This window comes from Promicromonospora sp. NPDC057488 (genome assembly GCF_042802395.1).
GTDB lineage: Bacteria > Actinomycetota > Actinomycetes > Actinomycetales > Cellulomonadaceae > Promicromonospora.
Genome location: NZ_JBHVEG010000071.1, coordinates 1 through 22,320, shown reverse-complemented (window position 1 = coordinate 22,320; position 22,320 = coordinate 1). Strand labels below are relative to the sequence as shown.

General features: G+C 74.4%; 15 protein-coding genes. 12 read left to right on the top strand and 3 right to left on the bottom strand.

The window, feature by feature from the left end:
- Positions 1-225: 225 nt before the first annotated feature.
- Entirely contained in the window at positions 226-897 is a 672-nt protein-coding gene (locus ACFU5G_RS15860) for a hypothetical protein (protein ID WP_377246370.1), read from the bottom strand.
- Positions 898-985: 88 nt separating this feature from the next.
- On the opposite strand from ACFU5G_RS15860, the gene ACFU5G_RS15855 reads away from it, so the two are divergent.
- The 7 genes from ACFU5G_RS15855 to ACFU5G_RS15825 all read left to right on the top strand — a co-directional run bounded on the left by ACFU5G_RS15855 (position 986) and on the right by ACFU5G_RS15825 (position 7,546).
- Positions 986-1,249 carry a hypothetical protein gene (locus ACFU5G_RS15855; protein WP_377246367.1) on the top strand — a complete coding sequence of 88 codons (264 nt, stop codon included), beginning with the start codon at positions 986-988 and terminating at the stop codon, positions 1,247-1,249.
- Between the two features lie 266 nt (positions 1,250-1,515).
- Positions 1,516-1,920, top strand: coding sequence for a RidA family protein (locus ACFU5G_RS15850; RefSeq protein WP_377246364.1), 405 nt, complete (start codon positions 1,516-1,518; stop codon positions 1,918-1,920).
- 201 nt (positions 1,921-2,121) lie between these two features.
- A complete protein-coding gene (locus ACFU5G_RS15845; RefSeq protein ID WP_377246361.1) occupies positions 2,122-3,231 on the top strand; it encodes an Ig-like domain-containing protein in 1,110 nt (369 codons plus the stop codon).
- 81 nt (positions 3,232-3,312) lie between these two features.
- A complete protein-coding gene (locus tag ACFU5G_RS15840; RefSeq protein WP_377246358.1) occupies positions 3,313-3,960 on the top strand; it encodes an archaeosortase/exosortase family protein in 648 nt (215 codons plus the stop codon).
- 66 nt (positions 3,961-4,026) lie between these two features.
- Complete coding sequence (locus ACFU5G_RS15835; protein ID WP_377246355.1) at positions 4,027-4,689, top strand: SDR family NAD(P)-dependent oxidoreductase; 663 nt, start codon at positions 4,027-4,029, stop codon at positions 4,687-4,689.
- Between the two features lie 114 nt (positions 4,690-4,803).
- Positions 4,804-6,738 (top strand): potassium transporter Kup, encoded by a 1,935-nt coding sequence (locus ACFU5G_RS15830; RefSeq protein WP_377246352.1) that lies wholly within the window; start codon positions 4,804-4,806, stop codon positions 6,736-6,738.
- A gap of 160 nt (positions 6,739-6,898) precedes the next feature.
- Positions 6,899-7,546 carry an RNA polymerase sigma factor gene (locus tag ACFU5G_RS15825; protein WP_377246349.1) on the top strand — a complete coding sequence of 216 codons (648 nt, stop codon included), beginning with the start codon at positions 6,899-6,901 and terminating at the stop codon, positions 7,544-7,546.
- A gap of 19 nt (positions 7,547-7,565) precedes the next feature.
- Here the strand turns inward: ACFU5G_RS15825 and ACFU5G_RS15820 are convergent, their stop codons facing one another.
- The gene (locus tag ACFU5G_RS15820; RefSeq protein WP_377246346.1) at positions 7,566-8,327 is read right to left on the bottom strand and encodes a hypothetical protein; all 762 of its coding nucleotides are present in this window, start codon (positions 8,325-8,327) and stop codon (positions 7,566-7,568) included.
- Between the two features lie 228 nt (positions 8,328-8,555).
- On the opposite strand from ACFU5G_RS15820, the gene ACFU5G_RS15815 reads away from it, so the two are divergent.
- On the top strand, positions 8,556-11,276 hold the full coding sequence (locus ACFU5G_RS15815) for a sigma-70 family RNA polymerase sigma factor (RefSeq protein WP_377246343.1): 2,721 nt from the start codon (positions 8,556-8,558) through the stop codon (positions 11,274-11,276).
- Here the strand turns inward: ACFU5G_RS15815 and ACFU5G_RS15810 are convergent.
- Positions 11,257-14,007, bottom strand: a complete 2,751-nt coding sequence (locus ACFU5G_RS15810) for a LuxR C-terminal-related transcriptional regulator (RefSeq protein ID WP_377246340.1) — start codon at positions 14,005-14,007, stop codon at positions 11,257-11,259. The two genes, ACFU5G_RS15815 and ACFU5G_RS15810, sit on opposite strands and share 20 nt — an antisense overlap.
- Positions 14,008-14,524: 517 nt before the next feature.
- Here ACFU5G_RS15810 and ACFU5G_RS15805 point away from each other — a divergent pair.
- The 4 genes from ACFU5G_RS15805 (at position 14,525) to ACFU5G_RS15790 (ending at position 22,288) form a co-directional block, all read left to right on the top strand.
- Positions 14,525-16,777 (top strand): heavy metal translocating P-type ATPase, encoded by a 2,253-nt coding sequence (locus ACFU5G_RS15805; RefSeq protein WP_377246337.1) that lies wholly within the window; start codon positions 14,525-14,527, stop codon positions 16,775-16,777.
- A gap of 92 nt (positions 16,778-16,869) precedes the next feature.
- A complete protein-coding gene (locus tag ACFU5G_RS15800) occupies positions 16,870-19,599 on the top strand; it encodes a glycoside hydrolase family 97 catalytic domain-containing protein (protein ID WP_377246334.1) in 2,730 nt (909 codons plus the stop codon).
- 101 nt (positions 19,600-19,700) lie between these two features.
- Complete coding sequence (locus ACFU5G_RS15795; protein WP_377246331.1) at positions 19,701-21,185, top strand: glycerophosphodiester phosphodiesterase family protein; 1,485 nt, start codon at positions 19,701-19,703, stop codon at positions 21,183-21,185.
- 155 nt (positions 21,186-21,340) lie between these two features.
- The gene (locus ACFU5G_RS15790; protein ID WP_377246328.1) at positions 21,341-22,288 is read left to right on the top strand and encodes a DUF808 domain-containing protein; all 948 of its coding nucleotides are present in this window, start codon (positions 21,341-21,343) and stop codon (positions 22,286-22,288) included.
- Positions 22,289-22,320: the final 32 nt, after the last annotated feature.

The window sequence follows — 22,320 nt, the reverse complement described above, 5'->3', positions numbered from 1 at the left end:
GGGTCTGACGGGATGCCCGGACGCCGGTGACGGGTGATTCGCCGTCGGTCGGGGCGTCGGGGAGAACACCACTCGGCCAGCCAGGTAACGGAGACGTAGCACTGCTACCTCTCCGTTACCTGGCTGGGGCACCTGTCCTTGCCCGCCGTCGGCGACGGGAACGCCCCGCCGCTCTGGCCGAGCGGCGGGGCGTTCCGGACCAGCGGGGACAGGGGCCCCGCGGGATCAGCGCGGCAGACCGCGCAGACGGCGGACGCCGGCAAGAGCGCCCGTCGCGACCAGGCCCGCGACGGCGAACGCCGGGGCGACCATCGGGATGGGCGGCTCCTCGCGGTCGACCGTCACCCGGGGGTTCGAGATCCAGCGCGCCCGGCTCGTGTTCGTGCCGCTGCCGGACATGGAGAACGAGTCCACGCCGTCCAGGCGGAACTGCGACGTGGCGTCGTTGGCCGCAGCCGGGTCGTCGGCCGCGTTGTTGTTCGCCGCGCAGATCGTGCTGCTCGCCGCGTTCCACACGTGCATCGGGGACAGCTGCACGGGCGTGGAGCCGGCGGGCAGGACCAGGCACTCGGTGTCCGACGGCCCGTTCGACTGCAGGCTCACCACGTCGAAGGTGAGGTCCACGGTCTCGCCGAACGTCAGCATGGCGTCCTCGCCGCGTCCCACGGCGAAGCCGTTCGTGACGACACCGGCCGCGTCGCGCAGCTCGTCGCTCGCCGACCAGGTCACGCCGTGCGCGGTGGTCCCGCTGGTGCCCGGGCCGACCGGGTCGGTGACGGGTGCCGCCGCCGCGGTCAGCGCGCCCGCGCCGAGCAGCAGAACGGTGCCCAGGCCGACTGCCGCGAGCCGTCGCGCGCCGGTTCCTGCTCGCTCGGTCCTGTGGGAGGTGGTGCTCATGTGTGTTCCCTTTCTGTCGGCGCCCGCGACGTCGTTGGCACGTCGGTGTCGCGGCCCGCACGGAGTTGGACGGGACCCGGCCGATGCGATGACGGCGCGGACTGCCGGCATCGACGTCGGCGGCGGGCGGCTCCGGCGGGCGGAGGGCGGCTCCGGCGGGCGGCCGCGGGCGTCGGGCGTCGGGCGGCCGCAGGCGGCGGCCGGCGAACGCAGGCTTCGTCGCGCCATGAGCGCTGTTGCGCCGATCGTTCCTACGTTCGCCGGCGCCGGCGCCGGCGCTGGTGCTGGTGCTGGTTCGGGTCTGGCGTCACAGCGCGGCGCCGCCAGCGCCGTCGTCGGCGGCAGGCGGTGAACGTAGGGTCCGTCGCGCCATGAGCGCTGTTGCGCCGATCGTTCCTACGTTCGCTGGTGCGGGTGCGGGTGCGGGTGCTGGTGCTGGTGCCAGCGGTGCGGTGCGGTGCGGTGACGCCAGCGCCGTCGTCGGCCGCTGGGGCGAACGTAGGGTCCGTCGCCTCATGAGCGCTGTTGCGCCGACGCCTCCTACGTTCGACGGCGCCTGCGCCGACTGTTCCTACGGTCGGCGGGCGGCGGTGGGCGCGCGTCTGGGAGGATCGCGGCATGCCGAGCTCCGTGCAGCTGATCCGTTCCTCGAGCCTCTCCGACGCCCCGTACGCGTATGCGGCGACCGCGCCGGCGGGAGCCCGGCTGATCTTCCTGGCCGGGTCGTGCCCGCTGGATCGCGACGGCGCCACCGTCGCGGTCGGCGACTACGCAGGTCAGGCGGCTGCCTGCGTCGAGACGATGACCCAGGCGCTCGCGGCCGCCGGCGCGACGATCGAGGACGTGATCAGCACGCGGGTGCTCGTGGCGTCGTCCGAGCGGGCGGACCTGGTGACCGCCTGGGGCGTGGTCCGCGACGCGTTCGGCGATCATGACGTGCCGAGCACGCTCTTGGGCGTCACGGTCCTGGGATACGCCGATCAGCTGGTGGAGCTCGAGGCGGTCGCCGCCGTCGTCGACTGACCCTTCGCTCCCGCGGGGCGGCGCCGAACGTAGGGTCCGTCGCCTCATGCGCCCTGTTGCGCCGACTGCCCCTACGTTCGACGGTGCCTGCGCCGACCGCGCGCGTCATCGGCTCACCGGTGGCGCGTCTGACCTCCCGAGCACGGACCTCAGCCGTGCGGCAAGCGCTCCGTCGGGGCGCACGAGCAAGGGAGTTCTCTCATGACCCGAACGACAACAGCCAGGGGTGCGGCCGGACGCCGCCTCGCGGCGGTAGGCGTACTGGCCGGTGTGCTCGCGGGTGGGCTCAGTGTCGCGTTCGCCGGTTCCGCCGCCGCGGCGGCGCCGACGGTCGACTGCTCGACCGACCCGGCGATCTTCAACACCGGGTACGACGCCTCGACGGGCGGCATCCTGCCGAACGGGAGCCGGGACCCGCACTGGCAGGTCACCGGTCCGCACTACGGGATCCCGACCGCGTCCTCCAGGACCGTGACGGAGGTGCCCGCTGCCCTGCCTCCGGCGAGCGCCACCTGGACCGCACCGTACGCCAAGCACGAGACCTACTGGCCGGGCGGCACGCAGTACTCCGACGCGCAGTACGTGTCGCAGCAGGCCCCCGGCCAGACACAGCCCGACGTCGCTGCAAGCTGGTACTACAAGTACGACTTCAACCTCGCGTCCGGCGTCACGCTGGACGAGCTGAGCCTGGACTTCTACGCCGACAACGCCGTGCTGGAGGTCTGGGTCAACAACACGGCGCAGAGCCCGAAGACGACGGGCCTGCCCGCGCTGACGTCGCCGTACCCGTACTGGAACGACGGCTTCCACGAGGGCGGGCAGGCGTCGGTGACGCTGGGTGACGACTGGCGGGCCGGTGCCAACAGCATCATCGTCCAGGTCACCAGCGCACCCGGTGCCGAGGGCTTCCTCGCCCGGTTCACCGGCGACTTCGCGTGCCAGCCGGCCGCTCTGGTCGACGACTCGGCGTCGACCACGGTCGACACACCCGTGACGGTGGACATCCGGGACAACGACACCATCCCCGAGGGCTCGACCGGCTGGGACGTGGACACCACCACGACCGAGGGCGGCACCGTCGTCGACAACGGTGACGGCACCGTCACCTACACCCCGCCGGCCGGGTTCACCGGCACGGACACCTTCACCTACCGCGTGACCGGCCCGGACGGCGTCGAGGTGGAGGCCACCGTCACCATCACGGTCACCGAGGACCCGGGGCCCCCGGTCCCGGCGATCAGCCTCGCGGGCACCGCGCTCGCACTGGCCGGGGCCGGCGTGTACCGCCTGAGCCGTCGGCTGACGGTCTGACGACAGCCGCACCCAGGTGAGGTGGGCGTTCCCGGCATGGACCGGGGACGCCCACCTCACCGTCGACCGGGAGGAAGAACCATGGACCACACCGTCCTGCCCGACGGCGCCGCGCCTGACGACGCCGTACCCGGCCACCGCCGGGCGCTCGCCGCCGTGCGGCCGCTGCTCGCCGCCGTGCCCCGCGGGCTCGCCGCCCTGGCGCTCGTCGCCGCCGGGATCGGGCTCCTGCTGGCGGAGGAACGCCTCCGGTTCGCCGAGTCGGCGCTGACGGCGTGGGTGCTGCGCGGCCCGCTCGGCCGCCCGTCCCGGACCCTGACCACGGACCCGGTGTTCCTGTACCAGCAGGTGCCCGGCGACGACACGTCCTGGGCCGGGCTGGTGGTGACCACGGCGTGCACCGCCGCCTTCTACGTGGGCGGCGTGCTGGTGCTCGGCGGGCTCCTGCTGTTGTCCCGGCGCAACAGCGTGCCGCGCGTCGCGGCAGCGGTGCTCGCGGCCGGGGTGCTGCTCGTCGTGGTGAACACCGGCCGCATGGTCCTGATCGCCGAGGCGCAGGCCCGGTGGGGCGAGCAGGGCTTCGGGTGGACCCACACCGTGGTCGGCTCGGTACTGATGATCGCGACGCTCGGCGGCTGCGCGGTGCTGTTCGCGCGGCTCGGCCTGCTGCGCCGGGGGCACCGGAGCCCGCGGGCCTGGCGCGGACCGGCCGGCGCCGGGGAGCCCTGACAGGACCTGTCACGATCACGCGGCCGGACGTAGCGTCGAACCGACACCTACGAGAGGACCGCTCGCATGTCCACCATCGCCATCATCGGCGCCGGCCCCGGCGTCGGCCAGGCCGTCGCGCGCCGCTTCGGGCGCGAGGGCTTCGCCGTCGCGCTGCTCTCCCGCAGCCAGGACAAGGTCGACGCGCTGGCGGCCGAGCTCACGGCCGACGGCGTCACCGCGCGTGGCTACGCGGCCGACGTGCTGGACGCCGACGCCCTCGCCGCGGCACTGTCCGCGGCGGCCGCCGACCTCGGGCCGGTCTCGGTGCTGCAGTACAGCCCCCTGCCCGCCCGGCACTACCTGCGGCCGGTCACGGAGACCCCCGCCGCCGACATCCTGGAGGCCGTCCGGTTCTCCGTGCTCGGCCCCGTCGCCGCCGTGAACGCGGTGCTGCCCGGCATGCGGGAGGCGGGCACCGGCACGTTCGTGTTCATCAACGGCGGCACGTCGGTGCGCCCGCGCGCCGGCTACGCGGGCACGTCCATCGGCTTCGCCGGGGAGAGCGCGTACGCCCAGATGCTGCACGACGCCCTGGAGCCCGACGGCATCCGCGTGGCGCAGCTCGTGATCCCCGGCGCAATACCCGCCGACGATCCTGAACGAGGTCCTGACGCCGTCGCCGAGCGCATCTGGGGGCTGCACACCACGCCCGGCGAGTTCCGCGAGTTCCTCTCGCCGCTCGACTGAGCCCCTCGCGGGCGTCGGGCCAGGCCAGGCTCGACGCCCGCGGTGTGACGCGCAGGGTGTTAAGAAACCGTCAATGCCGGGCCGGGCGCCGCGGATCCGCCTTAGGTTCCACGGGTGACTACTGCAATTCGCCCGCCCGGCCAGGTGTCGCGGCCCGCCGACGTCCTGCGGCTCGCCGTCGTCGTCGGCGCGCTCGGTGTCGTGTTCGGCGACATCGGCACCAGCCCGATCTACACGCTCCAGACGGTCTTCAACCCCGCCGACCCGCACCCCGTGCCGGCCACCACGGAGAACGTCTACGGCGTCGTCTCGCTGATCTTCTGGTCGGTGATGCTCATCGTGACCATCACGTACGTGCTGCTGGCGATGCGGGTCGACAACGACGGCGAGGGCGGCATCATGGCGCTCATCACCCTGCTGCGGCGGTGGGCGAAGAACGGGTCGACCCGGACCGCCATGACGCTGGCGGGGCTCGGCCTCTTCGGCGCCGCGCTGTTCCTGGGCGACAGCATGATCACGCCGGCGATCTCGGTGCTCTCCGCCGTCGAGGGCCTCAAGATCATCAACCCCGAGTTCGAGGGGTGGATCGTCCCGGTCACCGCGGTGATCATCGTGGGCCTGTTCGCGGCGCAGAAGTTCGGCACCGCCGCCGTCGGGCGCCTGTTCGGCCCCGTGATGATCGCGTGGTTCGCCGCGATCGGCGCCTGCGGCATCTGGGGCGTGACGAACGAGCCCGGCATCCTCCGCGCGCTCTCGCCCACCTACGCGATCGGCTTCCTGGCCGGGCACTTCGACCTGGCGTTCTTCGCGCTCGCCGCGATCGTGCTGTCTGTGACCGGGGCCGAGGCCCTGTACGCCGACATGGGGCACTTCGGCCGCAAGCCGATCTCCGTGGGCTGGATCTTCCTGGTGCTGCCGGCCTGCACCCTGAGCTACCTGGGCCAGGGGGCGCTGATCCTGCAGGACCGCGCCAACCTGTCGGCCCCATTCTTCCTGCTGACGCCGGACTGGGCGCTGATCCCGATGGTCGTGCTGGCCACCGCCGCGACGGTCATCGCGTCCCAGGCCGTCATCACCGGCGCGTTCTCGGTGACCGCCCAGGCCGCGCAGCTCGGCTACCTGCCGCGCATGCGGATCCTGCACACCTCCAGCTCCGAGCGCGGCCAGATCTACGTGCCGTGGATCAACTGGCTGCTCATGGTCTCGGTGCTGACCCTCGTCTTCGCGTTCCGCAACTCGGCGTCCCTGGCCTACGCCTTCGGCATGGCGGTGACCGGCACCATCACCATCACGACGATCCTGTTCTTCTACGTGGCCTGGAAGACGTGGCACGTGCCCCGGTGGGCGCTCGTCTCGACGGCCGTCCTGCTGCTCACCGTCGACCTGCTGTTCGTCGCCGCCAACCTCACCAAGCTCGTGCACGGCGCCTGGCTCACCCTGTTCATCGCCATCACGGCGTTCACGGTCATGTCGACGTGGCAGCGCGGCCGCGAGGTGGTCACCGCGAAGCGCGAGGCCATGGAGGGTCCGCTGCGCGGCTTCGTGGAGAGCCTGCGCACCCGGTCCATGCCCGTCCAGACGGTCAGCGGCACCGCGATCTTCCTGAACCGCGGGAGCCAGACGGCGCCGCTGGCGCTGCGCGCCAACGTGGAGCACAACCACGTGCGCCACGAGCAGGTCGCGGTGGTGGCCGTCGAGACGGCGATCGTGCCCCGGCTCGTCGACGAGGAGCGCGTGACCGTCGAGCACCTCGGCGAGGGCGACGACGGCATCACGCACCTGACCGTGCGGTTCGGGTACGACGAGCGGCCGGACGTCCCGGAGGCCCTGTCGCGGCTCGCGCCGGAGGACACCGAGGGCCGCCTCGACCTGGACAACGCGACGTACTTCCTGTCGCGGATAGAGCTCCGGCTCGGCGACGAGCCCGGCATGGCGGCCTGGCGCCGGCGGCTGTTCATCGCGACGTCGCACATCACCGCCGACGCCGCCGAGCACTTCGCCCTGCCGCGCGACCGCACGGTGCTGCTGGGCTCCCACGTCGACGTCTGACCCGGGAGCGGCTCACCCCGCTCTGACCTGCTGAATCACCCCCTCGATCACCTCTGTGCCGTGCGACACGCACGTCCCCTCCTCGCGTCTTCACCATCGCGTACACCCGTGCGCCGACGGCCCGGCTCCATCGGGCCGTCATCGCGAGGAGGGGACTTCTATGCCGGTGACGACGACGGCGGCTTGGCAGCGCGCGCTCGGCCTGATGCAGCAGGGCGGCGGCACAGGGGAGGCGGGGGAGGAGCCCGAGGAGCTCGCCGACATCGAGCTGTTCACCCGGGCGCGGGCCGGTGACACGGTGGCGATCGACCTGGTCTGGCGGCGGCACTATCCCTACGCGCTGAAGGTGGCCCGGCGCTACACCCGCAGCCACTCGGACGCCGACGACCTCGCCGCCGAGGCGTTCGTCCGCATCCTGTCGCTCCTGCGCGCCGGCCGCGGCCCGCGCGAGCACGGCAAGACGTACGTGGCGCGCACCGTGCGCAACATCGCCACGGACCGGTCGCGCCGCCGGCAGCCGCCGACCACCGTGATCGACGAGGCGCACGACCTCCCGGCCTGGGACGACCCGGCGTCGGCGGCCCTGTCGGCGATGGAGCTCGGGGACGTGCTCGAGGGCCTGGCGGCCTGCCCGCCCCGGCAGCGGTACGCCCTGCAGATGACGGTGTTCGAGGGCGTGCCCATCGCCACCGTCGCGCAGGACCTGGGCATCTCGAAGAACGCCGTGGCCGCCCTGCTCGTGCGGGCGCGCGAGTCGATCCGCCGGTTCGTCGCGCGCGGCGTGCACGAGCACGGCGTGCACGGCTAGACCGGGGCGCGCCCCGCCGTCAGGCGGCGTCATCGACGGCGATCATGCGGCGCAGGGCGGCCAGGTCCTCCGGCAGCGGGCGCACGGTGATGCGCACCGGCGCCCGCAGGATGCTCGGGTTCTTCCGGGCCAGGCTCGTCAGCGTGGCCCGGGCGCGGGCGACGTCCGCCAGGAGGTGCCCCGCCGGCTCGGACCGCCCGAGCACCACGGCCACGCCGTCGCGGTAGCCCGTGGGGTACCGCGCGTCGAACGCCGTCCGGACGGCCTCGCCGAGCAGCACGTCCCGCTTCCACCGCACCAGCCGTGCCGCGCCCGCCCGGCCCACGCGGCCGTCGATCGTCACCAGCACGAGCGACCCGCCCTCGCGCGTGCTGTCGATCCCGGCGAAGATGTCCGCCGCGCGCGCCAGGAACTCGGCGTGCTGCGGCAGCCCGCTCATGCCCCGGGCCGCGGCCACCGGGTCGGGCGCGGCGTCCGCCGTCTCCCACCCGGCGGCGAACGCCAGCGTGACCGAGTGCGGCACGCTGGTCAGGCACAGGTCGTAGAGCACTCCGACGTCCCGCAGCCCCTCCGTGACGCCGACGTCCGCCAGGGCCCGGGCCGTGCCGAGCGCCTCGGCCGGCCCCTCGGCGGGCAGCCCGCCGAGCACGGCGCCGGCGAGCGGCACGACGGCGGGCGACGTCCAGTCCTCGGGCATGCGCCAGCCCTCGGCGACCGTGCGTCTGCGCCATCGCGCGCACAGCGTGCCGAGTGCGTCGTCTCCTGCCGGTCTCGTGTTCATCGCCGGGCTAGACGGTGACACAGCCAGGTGGTGACGCCGCAACCGGTAGCGGGCCGGATGTGCCCGGATCACCCCCCGGATCACCCCTGTGATCTGCGCCGTTACCCCCTTTTGCCCGTAGTATTCCACTCAAACGGGACAACTACATCGATGTGCCAGGGGAGCGCTCTTCGGATGGTCGAGACGACCGGCTCCACCCCTGCGCGGCGGTCCGACGGTCTGCCTCCCGTGTCCGACGAACAGCTCCTGGCCGACGTGCGCGCCGGGCGGGACGAGGCGTTCGGCGAGCTGTACGAGCGCTACCAGCGCACGGCTGCGGGGATCGCCCGGCACGTCGTGGGTGCGGGTCCTACGGTCGACGACGTCGTCGCCGAGGCCTTCACCTCGCTCCTGGCCGCCGTGCGCAACGGCGGCGGCCCGTCGAGCAACGTGCGCTCCTACCTGCTGACCACGGTGCGCAACACCGCGATCGGGGTGCTGCGCGCGCAGGGCCGGGCGGTGCCCGCCGAGGCGGAGCTCATCGATCGTCCGCACCACGACCCCGACGCCGTGCTGCTGGCCGACGACGACCGCCGCGTGCGGCAGGCGTTCGCGGCCCTGCCGCCGGCCTGGCGCCGCGTGCTCTGGTACGTGGACGTGCACGACCTGCCGCCGGCGCGGGTGGCCCCGTTGCTGGACGTCTCGCCGAACGCGGTGTCCTCGCTCGCGCGCCGCGCCCGCGCGCGGCTGCGGCGGGAGTACCTGCAGTCCCACCAGGACCGCGTGGCGCCCGGGTGCGAGGACTACGCGCCGCACCTGGCCCGGTACGTCGAGCAGACGCTGGCCGTGCCCGTGCACCACCGCGTCGAGGCGCACGTGCTGGGCTGCGTGTTCTGCACCGCGGCCGTGGACCAGATGCGCGACCTCAAGCGGCGCATGCGCGTGCTGCTGCTCCCGTTCGGGCTGCCGGTCGCGGCGCTGGCGGATCCGGAGCGCGAGGGGTCGCATGAGCCGGCTCCGTCGTCGGCGTCGCGGGCGGGGCAGCGGGGCGCCGGGCGTGGTGGGCCCGGGCGTGGTGGGCGCGCCGGTCGTGAGCCCGGCGCGCGTGGGCCCGCGGGTTCCCGGCCTGCCGGCGGGGCGCGCGGCGTGCGCGCGGTCGGGCGGCGTTGGTGGTGGGCGCGTCCGCGCGGCTCGCGGCGGGCGATGCTCCTCGGCGCCGCGGTCGTCGTCTGCCTGCTGACGCTGACGACGGTGGCGGCGTCCGACATCCTGGACGGCGTGGCGGGGGACGGCGACGGCGTGGCGGAGGCGGCCGCGCTGCTGCCGGTGCCGGACGCTCCCGGGCGGGACGGCTGGGTCGCGGAACTGGGTCCCGGCACGGACCGGCTGCCGTGGCCGGGCTGGTCCGGCGCCTCGACGGAGGGCGCGGGGCCGGTCGAGGACGACGCCGACGGCGCGGCCCGTGCGGAGGCCGGCGGCACCCCTGAGCCGGCGCCGTCGCCGGGCCCTCAACCTCGACCTGAACCTCAGCGCGAGGCGAACCCTCAACCTCGACCTGAAGCTGAGCCCCAGCCCGGGGCAGGGCCCGGACCTGCGGCGACGCCCAAGCCGACCCCAACCCCCACCGGCCGGCCGACGTCCGCTCCCACACCCGAACCCACCCCGACGCCCACGCCGACCCCGACGCCCGAGCCGTTCGCGCTCACGATCGAGCACGACGACCTGGGCGACCTCGTGCCGGGGCGGCCCGGCGTGCTCGGCGCCACCGTGAGCAACCCGGACGAGCGCCCGACGGCGGCCGTGGCGGTCGACGTCACGCTGCCCGCGGGCGTCGAGCTCGACCCGGCCGGTGGCTCCCGCGCCGTCTCCGCCTGGACCTGTGCCGAGGGCGCGGCTGCGGGTGTGACCTGCACCGTGGACGCGATCGCCGCCGGCGCCACCTCTACGCTCCTGGTGCCCGTGCTCGTCGGCGCCGACGTCGCCGAGGGCACCGTCGACGTGCGCCTCGACGTGCGCGGGGACGACGTCGTGCCCACCGGCGCGAGCCGGGCGGTCCCGGTGCGGGCGAGCCTGCTGGCCGCGCGGTACGTCGCGACGGGCCAGGTCGAGGTGACCCAGGTCGGCGCCCCGGTGCTGCACTGCGACCCGGCGCTCCCGGGGTGCGCGGCGGTCGTGGACGGCACCGCGACCGGGACCGCGCAGGACAACAACGGGTGGAACATGGTTCCCGTGGACGCCCTCGGCACCGGGACCACGTCGTCGACGGCCGTTCTCGACCTCCCCGCCGGGCACGAGGTGGTCGCGGCCCGGCTCTACTGGTCCGGCGTGTGCGACGACGCCGTGGCGCCCGTCCGGGTCGCCCCGCCCGGCGGCGCGCTGCGCCCTGTCGGCGACGGCGGCGACGTGGTGGTCGAGCGCTCCGGCCGGATGTACCAGGCGGGCGTCGACGTGACCGCCCTGGTGCGCGCCGGCGGAGCCGGCACCTGGGGCGTCGCGGACGTGTGCGCCACGGGCGGCGTCGGCACGCGCGCCGGCTGGGCGCTGGTGGTCATCCACCGTCCGGCGGGCACGGGGGCCGACGGCGCAGGGCTCGCCATCGTCTACGACGGCCTCATGCCCGTCTCGACCGCCGACGGCTCCGCGAGCTTCACCGTGGCGGGCCGGCCGGGCACGCCGGCCCGGGTCGGTGCCGTCGCCTGGGACGGCGACCGCGGCGGCACGGGGGACCGGTTCGAGCTCGCCGGCACGACCCTGGTGCCGCTGCGGTGGGACGGCACCGCAGCGGCCGGGCCAGGCGCGGCCGACAACGCCTTCGACTCGACGGCCTGGGGCTCCGCCTACGCCAACGCGCTGGGCGTGGACGTCAAGCCGTTCGAGCCCACGACCCTGCCGACGGCGCGGGCACAGCTCGCCGCGCTGTCGGACGGGGACGCGTTCCCGCTGGGCGTCGTCACGGTCGTGACGGGCTAGCGCCGAGGCGTGCCCGCACGATCGGATCCAGCAGCCCCAGCTCGCGGGCCCGCTGGAGGGCGGCGGCCCGGTCGTGCACACCCAGCCGCCGGTAGATCTCCCGGATCTGCGTCTTGACCGTGTTGTGCGAGACGAACGCCGCCTTGGCCACCTGGGTCGACGTCAGCCCGTCGGCCAGGCGGTGCAGCACCACGAGCTGCCGGTCGGGCACCGTGACGAACTCGACCGGTCGCGCCGTGCCGCGGCGGCGCAGCACCTGGGCGATCTGCCGCACCTGCTCCGGCGCCGAGCGGGCCAGGGAGCGCAGCACCCCGGGCGCGGCCCACCAGTAGGGCAGCGCGCCGCCGACCCTGCGGGACAGGGCCGTGGCGTGCGCGAGCTGTCGGCGTACGTCCGCGCCGCCGCCGCCGTCGGTGTCGGCCTCGACGTCGAGCAGCGCGTCGTGCGCCTCGGCCGCCAGGAGGTGGGCCGCCAGCCGCGCGCCCGCCGTCGACCCCTCGTGCGCCGACCGGACCCCGGTGATCGCCAGCAGTGCCTCCCGCGGCCGGCCCTGCGCGAGCCGCAGCCGGCCGTCCAGCAGCGCCCGCGCCGGAGCCTGGGCGGTCAGGGCGTCGGCGATCACGGCCGCGCTCGTGCCACGGCCCAGCGCCAGGTACAGCCGCCCGAGGTCCAGCGCGAGCAGCGGCGGGATGCGCAGGTCGCCGGTGGGCGGACCTGTCTCGGACGGCGCCAGCCCGCGCTGGGCGAGCGCCTCCCGCAGGTGGTCGACGGCGAGCTCCTCCTGCCCGCGCAGCACGGCCAGCACCGATTCGACGTGCAGCCCGGCGAACCACAGGTCCGACCGGGCGGAGCACCGCACGGCACCCCGCAGGTGCTCGGGCAGGTCGTCGTCGAACCGCTCGAGGCGGGCGAGCGCCGCGGCCAGCGCGAGCGGCTCGCCCACGGCGTGCCGCCACCAGGCGGGCGGCTCGGGCAGCGCCTCGGCCTCGGCCGACCAGTCGCCGGCCGTGTGCACGTTGGAGTCCAGCGCGTGCACGAGCGCCACCAGCTCCGCCGCCGCGGCGGCCAGCGGCAGCGTGCCGCAGCCCAGCGCGTCGTGGTGCGCCGTCTCCGCGTGCCGGAGCGCCTCGTGCAGCTGCCCGGCCTCGGTCGCGGCCAGCGCGGCCTGCAGCCCCACCAGCACCCGCGCGACGACGGGCGCGCTCCCCGGCGTCCGCAGCCAGCCCCGGGCCAGGCGCAGGGCGTCGTCCGCGCGTCCGGCCCGCCGCAGCCGCGCGACGCCGCCGAAGACCGTGAGCGACGGTGCCGGCGTGCCCGGCGGGTCGGCGGGCCGGACCGCCGGCTCGGGGACGCCCGCCAGACCGGGGGAGCGCCGGGTGACGGACAGCAGCCTGCGCAGGTCCGGCGGCACGTGCTGCGCCGGGGCCGCCGACACGGCGCTCCACAGCGCCTCGTGCAGCGTGGGGTCGCGGCCGTCCAGCACCCCGGTCCACAACCCGTGCAGCAGGTCGCGGACCAGCCCGGCGTCGTCCGCCTCGAGGGCGACCAGCAGCGCGCCCCGCGCGTCGTGCGCCTGCTCCTTGCGCCGGGCCGCCTTGGCAGCCCGCAGGTGCAGCTCGTCGCGGTCGCGCCCGCGCGCGTAGTCCAGGAGGGCGCGGCGCGCGTGCGGCTCCACGGCCAGCACGTCGTCCGGCCAGGCCGGGTCGTCGAGCAGCAGGCCGGTCGCCACCAGCCGGTCGACGAACGTGTCCGCGCCCGGGACCGCCGCGAGCAGGCCGGTCGCCGCCAGCTCGGTGCGGCTGAACCGCGGGGCGAGGCAAGCCTCGACCACCACGCTGATCGCCTCCTCGGGCAGCGCGGCCCGCAGGAACGCGGCGCGCCGGGCAGCCGCCACCCCCGCGACGAGGTCGTCCGTGACAGGGTCGCCCGCGGCGCTCGCCCGTGCGATCTCGGCCAGCGTCGGGAACAGGACTGCCGGCCACCCCGCCGTGGCCGTGACCAGCAGCCGCGCCTGCGTCCGGCTCAGCGGCACGTCCAGGGCCGACGCCGCCGCCTGGGCCTCGCCCGCCCGCACGGCGAGGTCGCGCAGCGTGAGCTCGACGTGCGCGGGCTCGCGGGTCGGCTGCGGCGCCCGGACCGTCTGGAGCGGTCGGACCGCCCGGACCTGGGCCGGCACCGGGGCGGGGTCCGTGCTTGTCCGGCTGTCGGTCGCGGCGGCGGGGCCCGGCGGCGCCCAGGCGTCGAACGTCGGCTCCGGGCCGGGCAACGGCATCGCCGTCAGCACGACGACGCGGCCGTGCCGCAGCCGCCGCGCCACGCGGTCAAGGAACGACAGCGCGCCCGCCGACGCCGGACCCAGCCGGTCGACGACCAGCACGATCTGCTCCGCGTCGAGTGCCGCGGCGAGGTCCTCGACGCCGGGGGCGTCGAGGGCGCGCGACGGGTTCGCGCTGCTGCCCGCCTGCCCGGCAGGAGGCGTCGTCGGCGCAGCGCGGGACGGATCGACCAGCCGTTCGTGGATCGCCGCGGCGAGCGCCGCGCCGTCGACGGCGTCACCGCTGCCGACGTCGACCCGGACGACCACCCGGCCGTCGTCGGCCAGCCGGCGCGACCACAGCCGCACGGCCGTGCCGCGTCCGGCGCCGCGCGGCCCGCGCAGCACGACCATGCCGGAGCGGCCCGGACGGAGCGCGTGGTCGAGCATCTTCTCGACGGCCGGCCTGGGGAGCACAATGCCGCTATCCACTCAGCCCCCTGGGGTTGGACAAGACGATCGGGCACCGCGGGCGCCCGGCTGGACAGGACCTTGGATCACACTCGGGTAAGACGCCGCCGACCGGCCGACGTGTCGAGTGACCTGGATCACACCTGGCCCGAACGGACAATCCCGGCAGGCCTCTGACCTGCGAGAACCGGTGTCGGCGGTCGACGTCGAGGGGTCGCTGGCGCAAGGTCCGGCACAAGGTGTGGTCGACCAGCGGGTGCCGGCAGGGCTGAACTGCGTTCGGCTGAGAGTCGGGGGATTCGGCTCTCCCGAACAGTCAGGCCAGGCCGAATCGGGTCTCCGCCAGGTGAACGAATTTCATGCCACCCGGCACCCTCTCGCAGAGGCGTGTTCGCCTCGAGCGAGGCTCCGGTGCGACCGGGCGATTCTCGGCGGGAACCGCTTGACGGAGATACCCCCTAGGGGTATATATGGAGGTAACGCAGCCCGTACGGGCCTGCACTGCTCAACCCAGGAGCGATCCATGAACGAGCCACACCAGCACCCCGCACCACCCGTCGCGGCCGGTCCGGACACGGACCACGAGCACGCGCACCACGAGCACGACCACACCGGTCACGACCACGCGTCGCACGAGAGCGCCCTCGTCGACGAGCAGGCCGGCCACACGCATCACGCCGACCACGCGCCGCACGCCGACCACGCGTCACACACCGACCACGCGTCGCACGCGGATCACGCCGGCCACGACGCCCACGCGGGCCACGACGCCCACGGTGGTCACGGCGACCACGTCGGCCAGTTCCGGCGCCTGTTCTGGATCATGCTCGTGCTCGCCGTGCCGGTCGTCGCGTTCTCCGGCATGTTCGCGATGATCCTCGGCTACGAGCTGCCCGACGCCACCTGGGCCACCGCGATCCCGCCCGTCCTCGGCACCGTCATGTACGTCTGGGGCGGCTCGCCGTTCCTCACCGGCGCCGTCAGCGAGCTGCGGTCCCGCAAGCCCGGGATGATGCTGCTGATCGGGCTGGCGATCACGGTCGCGTTCGTCGCGTCGCTCGGCGCCAGCCTGGGCCTGCTCGACCACCAGCTCGACTTCTGGTGGGAGCTGGCCCTCCTGATCGTCATCATGCTCCTGGGTCACTGGATCGAGATGCGCTCGCTCGCGCAGACGACGTCGGCCCTGGACTCGCTCGCGGCGCTGCTGCCCGACGAGGCCGAGCGGGTCGATGGCGACGAGGTCGTCAAAGTCGCCCCGGCGGACCTGGCCGTCGGCGACGTCGTCGTGGTGCGGCCGGGCGGGAGCGTCCCGGCGGACGGCCGCGTCGTCGACGGCCGGGCCGAGATGGACGAGTCCATGGTGACGGGGGAGTCGCGCACCGTGCCGCGCGGCCCGGGCGAGCCCGTGACCGCTGGCACCGTCGCCACCGACTCCGGCCTGCGCGTCGAGGTCACCGCCACCGGCGACGACACCGCGCTGGCCGGCATCCAGCGGCTCGTCGCCGAGGCGCAGGCGTCGTCCTCCCGCGCGCAGCGTCTGGCCGACGTCGCCGCGGGCTGGCTGTTCTGGTTCGCGCTCGGCGCGGCCGCGGTCACCGCCGTGGTCTGGACGCTCGTCGGCCTGCCCGACGACGCCGTCGTCCGCACCGTGACCGTGCTCGTCATCGCCTGCCCCCACGCGCTGGGCCTCGCGATCCCGCTCGTCGTCTCGATCGCGACCGAGCGGGCCGCCCGCGGCGGCGTGCTCGTCAAGGACCGCCTCGCGCTCGAGAGCATGCGCACCGTCGACACCGTGCTGTTCGACAAGACCGGCACCCTCACCAAGGGCGAGCCCACGGTCGCCGACGCCCGGCCCGCCGGCCGGCCCGGCCACGACGGCACCGAGGACGGCCTCGACACCGACACGCTCCTGGCACTCGCGGCCGCCGCCGAGTCGGACAGCGAGCACCCGCTGGCCCGCGCGATCGTGCGCGCGGCACAGGACCGCGGGCTCGTCGTCCCGCGCGCCACGGGCTTCGCGTCGTCGCCCGCCGTGGGCGTGCGGGCGACCGTCGACGGCCACGAGATCCGGGTCGGCGGGCCGCGCCTGCTGGAGGAGAACCGCCAGGACGAGATCCCCGCGGCCGACGCCTGGCGCGAGGACGGCGCGATCATCCTGCACGTGCTGCGCGACGGCGTGGTGATCGGCGGCATCAAGCTCGCCGACGAGGTGCGCGCCGAGTCCGCCGAGGCGGTCCGGGCCCTGCACGACCGCGGCGTCCAGGTGGTCATGATCACCGGCGACGCCGAGGCCGTGGCCCGCTCCGTCGCCGAGGAGCTCGGCGTCGACCGGTACTTCGCCGGGGTGCGGCCGGAGGACAAGTCGGCCAAGGTGGCGCAGCTCCAGGCCGAGGGCCGCAAGGTCGCGATGGTCGGCGACGGCGTCAACGACGCCCCGGCGCTGGCGCAGGCCGACGTCGGCATCGCTATCGGCGCCGGGACCGACGTCGCCATCGCGTCGGCCGGCGTGATCCTGGCCAGCGACGACCCCCGGTCGGTGCTGTCGGTGATCGAGCTGTCGCGGGCGAGCTACCGCAAGATGAAGCAGAACCTGTGGTGGGCCGCCGGGTACAACCTGATCTCGGTGCCGCTGGCCGCCGGGGTGCTGGCGCCGGTCGGCTTCGTGATGCCGATGTCCGTGGGCGCCGTCCTGATGTCGCTGTCGACCATCGTGGTGGCGCTCAACGCCCAGCTGCTGCGCCGGCTCGACCTGCGACCCGGGCGCCAGACCCGCTGAACAGGCTGTTGACCTGGTCCGGTGCGCCGCCTAACCTGCTGGGCGGCGCACCGGCCGCACTCCGCGGCGCATCCGAAGTCAAGGGAGACCTCGTGAAGCTCGTACCCGCGTTCCGTCCTGCCTTCCACCTGGTGACAGCGGTGTCAGCCCTCGCGCTCGTCGCGAGCGGCCTGGTCGTCGCGGGCAGCGCCAGCGCCGCCCCGGCGGGCACGGGACCAGGCGGCGGGCCAGGGATCGAGACGGAGAGCTGGCGCGTCGACGGCCCGCGCGGCTCGCACCTGGACGGGCTGCTGCGCCTGGACGACGCCGGCCAGGTCACGCTCGACGTGCTCGACGACGGGGACACCGTGGTCTCGGCCACGCGCCTGGGCCTGCGGGGCAGCGACGGCGACCTCACGACGGGCCTCACGTTCGCCGGCCGGGCGGACCGAACGGTCTCCGACGCCTACGCCATGTCCACGGGCAAGAGCCGGCAGCGCACCTACACGCACCGCGAGTCGGTCTTCACCTTCACGGGCGCCGACGGCGGCCGCCTCCAGATCGCGGTCCGCGTTTCCGACGACGGCGTCGCCTACCGTTACCTCCTGGACGGCCCGGGCGAGCACCGGGTCGACGACGAGTCGGGCGCGTGGGAGCCGGCCGCCGACGGCCCCGCGTGGATGCAGCGCTCCTACGCCGTCAACTACGAGGCCGAGTGGAGCACCACGACCGCGGCGGCGGGCAACGGCTCCGGCAGCGTCGGGTACCCGGTGCTGTTCGGGCAGGGCGACCGGTACGTGCTGATCACCGAGGCCGACCTGCACGGCGACTACTCCGGTTCGCACCTGGCCCACGAGGCCGGCGCGCTGCGCTACGACGTCGACCTCTTCGAGGGCCGCCCCGTCACCACCACCGGCGACCTGTCGACGCCGTGGCGGGTCGCGGTCGTCGGTGACCTGCCGGGCGTCGTCGGCTCCACGCTGGTGGACGACCTCGCCACGCCCGCCGCCCTGGACCCGAAGGCGGACTGGATCAAGCCGGGCCGGTCGAGCTGGAGCTGGCTGACCGACGGGAGCAGCCCGCGGGACGAGGCGCGCCAGCGCGACTTCGTCGACCTGTCCGCCCGCAACGGCTGGGAGTACGTGCTGCTCGACGAGGGCTGGGACGCGAGCTGGGTGCCGCGCACGGTCCGCTACGCGCACACCCGCGGTGTCGACGTCATCGTCTGGTTCCACAGCCGTGACCTGCGCACGCAGGAGCAGCGCGACGAGTGGCTGCCCCGCCTCAAGTCGTGGGGCGTGAGCGGTATCAAGGTCGACTTCATGGACTCCGACTCGCAGGAGATCCACCAGTGGTACGACGACGTGGCCCGCGACACCGCCCGGTACGAGCTGATGATCAACTTCCACGGCGCCGCCCTGCCCACCGGGATGCAGCGCACCTGGCCGCACATCATGAGCTACGAGGCCGTGCGCGGCATGGAGAACGGCATCAGCCCGGAGCGCAGCCTCATCGTGCCGTTCACCCGCAACGTGCTGGGTTCCATGGACTTCACGCCGGTCGTCTTCTCCCGCGACAACGACCGGACGTCCAAGGCGCAGCAGGCCGCGATGGCGGTCGTGTACGAGTCGGGCTGGCAGCACATCTCGGACAAGCCCGAGGGGTACGCCGACGAGCCGAACGCGCTGCCGTTCCTGCGGAACATCCCCGCGACCTGGGACGAGGTCCGGCTGCTGAGCGGCACGCCGGGGAAGGACGCCGTGCTCGCGCGGCGTTCGGGCGACCGCTGGTTCGTGGGCGGCATGCGCGCCGGCTCCGGGGACCCGCTGCGGCTCCCGCTGGCGGGCCTGACGCGCGGCGGCAAGGTGCTGGTCGACCTGCTGACCGACGACGGCGCCGACGGTTCCGCCACCGTGCACTCCACGGTCCGTACCACGGCCGGTGACACCCTGCGGGTCCCGACGGCGACCAACGGCGGGTTCGTCGCGGTCGTCTGCGCGGCGCACGGTGACCGCGAGTCCTGCCTGGACCCGGTGGAGGCCCGGCCGGCCGCCACGATCACCGTCGAGCCGGCCGAGGCCGACGTCGAGCCCGGCAGCACCGTCGAGGTGCGGGCCGCGTTCACGGTGGCCGACCGCGCCGTCACGCGCGTGCGGCTGACGCCGGACCTGCCCGAGGGCTGGGTCGCCGACCGCGGCACCCAGACCGTCCCGCGGCTGTCCGCCGGCGAGACCGCGGAGGTCGCCTGGCAGGTCCAGGTGCCCGCCGACGGCGCCACGGGCACCTTCGAGGTGCCGGTCGACGTCGCCTACCGGGCCGGGGGCGAGGCGCACGTCGCGGCGAGCCAGGCCACCCTGTGGGTCACGCCGCCCGCCCCGGCCGGCAGCCCGTACGTCTCCGACCTCGACTGGACGGAGCAGTCCAACGGCTACGGCCCGGTCGAGCGCGACCGCTCCAACGGCGAGGCAGCCGGCGGCGACGGCGGACCGCTGCGGATCGCGGGCGTCACCTACGACAAGGGCATCGGCATGCACGCCACCGGCTCGGTCACCGCGTGGCTCGGGGGTGCCTGCACCGCGTTCAGCGCGCTCGTGGGCATCGACGACGAGGTGCTCGACAAGCCCGGCGACACCGGCGTCGGCTCGGTGCGGTTCGCCGTCTACGGGGACGGCGAGCTGCTGGCCGAGACGCCGGTGCTGTCCAACGACGACGGCGCCGTGGCGCTCGACGTCGACGTGACCGGCGTCCGCCGTCTGCGGCTCGTCGCGGACGAGGGGGCGGACGGCAAGAACTTCGACCACGCCGACTGGGCCGACGCGCGCGTCGAGTGCGGTCAGGGCTGACGGGGCTGACGGGGCTCGCCGGGCGAGCGTTCAGCCAGTGTTCAGCCGGCCGCCGTGTGCGCTTCGCCCCGGCGGCCGGCGGCGGCACCAGGCTCGCCCCCATGAACTCACGCATCCGTACCCGCGCCGGCGCCGTCGTCACCACGGCCGCGCTGGTGCTCTCCGGGGCCCTGGCCTCCGTCGTCGCCGAGGCGGGGACCAAGGCCGAGACCGGCGTCGAGGCCGGGGTCCTGGCGTCGTCGGCCGCCCCGGTCGCTTTTGGCGGCGCCGGCCACGGCGGCGGCACGCCCGCCGAGCGCGCCTACCGCGACCTGCTCGACCACGGTCCGAACGCGAAGATCCTCACCGCCGCGCACCGGGCGCAGTGGCGCTCCGCCCCCGAGAACAGCGCGCCCGCGATCCTGGCCGCCTTCGCGGACGGCGCGGAGATCGTCGAGCTGGACGTCCAGCTCACCGCCGACGGCGTCCCCGTGCTGATGCACGACACGACCGTGGACCGCACCACGAACGGGACCGGCCGCGTGGACAGCCTCACGCTGGAGCAGATCGAGGGCCTGCGGCTGCGCGAGGGCCTGGGCGGCGCGCAGGCCGCGCTCACCGACGAGCGGGTGCCCACGCTGGAGCAGGCGATGCGCCTGGCCAAGGACCGCGGCCTGGTCAACCTCGACAAGGGCTGGCCGTTCCGCGAGGAGATCTGGTCTGTGCTCACCGAGACCGGCACGGTCCGCAACGGTCTGTACAAGTCGGACGCGCCCGTGGACCAGGTCCAGGAGTTCCGCGCCACGCACCGCGGCGCCGTCTACCTGCACATCGTCACCGACGCGAACGTCGCGGACGTCGAGAAGTTCGGCGCCGACCAGCCCGTCGCGTACGAGGTCAACTTCGACAGCACCGCCGACGTCGTCGCGCGCCGTCCGTTCCTGGACCGTGTGGCGAGCGGGAGCCGGGTGTGGAGCAACACGATGTGGAACGGCCTGTCCGAGCGGATGACGGACGAGGCGTCGCTCATCGACCCGCTGCGCGGCTGGCAGGCGCTGGCCGAGAGCTACAACACGACGATCTTCCAGACCGACGACGTAGAGAAGATCGAGAGCTGGCTGCGCACCGGCGAGGGCGACCCGCTGCCGCGCGGCGCCGTCCGCGTCCAGGCCGAGGACTTCCTGCCCGGCGAGGGCGTGGGCTACCACGACCTGGAGCCCGCCAACCGGAGCAACCTGCAGATGCGCCCGGGGGAGGGCGTGGACATCCAGGACCTCGACGGCGCCGTCAGCCTCGGCTGGATGCGCGGCGGCGAGTGGCTCACCTACTCCGTCGACGTGCCGCGGACCGGCACGTATGAGGTCGCGGTGCGCGCCTCCTCGCCGTACTCGCCCGCCGGCGCGTACACCGTCTCGTTCGACGACGGCGCGCCCAGCGACCGGGTCGACGTCCGGAACACGACCAGCCACGCCAAGCAGGTGCTGCAGCCGAGCGGCGTGACGCAGCGGCTGACCAAGGGCACGCACACGCTCCGGATCAGCCTGCCCGAGGACGCGTACCAGAACTGGAACCTCGACCGCATCGAGCTGACCCCCGTCGGCCGCTGATCCCTCCCGCCGCCCCATGTCAGACGTACAGGTCCCTCCGGGGGCCTGTACGTCTGACACGTGGAGCCGGATGTGCCCGGGCGGGCGGCCGGATTGAATAGGCTTCGGGACATGACGACACATCGACCGGAGCGGGGTGCGCCGTGGGTGGCCTGATGGGACTGCTGGACGACATCGCCGCGCTGGCCAAGCTCGCGGCCGCGTCCATCGACGACGTCGGCGCCGCGACGGGCCGGGCGACCGCCAAGGCGGCAGGTGTCGTCGTGGACGACACCGCCGTGACGCCCCAGTACCTGCGCAGCGTCGCGGCGCAGCGCGAGCTGCCCATCGTGAAGAAGATCGCGATCGGGTCGATCCGCAACAAGCTGGTCTTCATCCTCCCGGCCGCGCTGCTGCTGAGCCAGTTCCTGCCGTGGCTGCTGCCGATCGTCCTGATGATCGGCGGCACCTACCTCGCCTACGAGGGCGCCGAGAAGATCTGGCACAAGATCTCCGGCCACGGCGAGGAGACCGTGCTGGCCACGGAGGTAAGCCCCGAGGCCGAGAAGAAGCTGGTCGCGGGCGCCATCCGCACCGACCTGATCCTGTCCGCCGAGATCATGGTGATCGCGCTGGACGAGGTGGCCGACGAGACGTTCTGGTCGCGGCTCGCGATCCTCGTCGTGGTCGCGTTCGTCATCACGATCATCGTCTACGGCATCGTCGCCGCCATCGTGAAGATGGACGACGTCGGGCTGCGGCTCGCCGAACGTGACTCCGGCTTCTCCAAGACCCTGGGCCGCGGCCTGGTCAAGGCGATGCCGCGGGTGCTCGCCGTCATCTCCGTGGTCGGCACCGTCGCGATGCTCTGGGTGGGCGGGCACATCCTGCTCGTCAACCTCGGCGCCGACGGCACGGGCTGGATCCCCTGGCCCTACGAGTGGGTGCACCACCTCGAGGTGGTCATCCACGACGGCGCCGGCGCGCTCGGCGGCACGCTCGGCTGGCTGTTCAACACGCTGTGCTCCGCCGTCGTCGGCTTGGTGGTCGGCGCCGTCGTGGTCGCCGTGCTGCACCTGCTGCCGTCCCGGAAGAAGAAGTCCGCGGAGGCGGCCGCGCACTGATCTGTCCGCCGATCTCTCGTACAGGCGGCCCC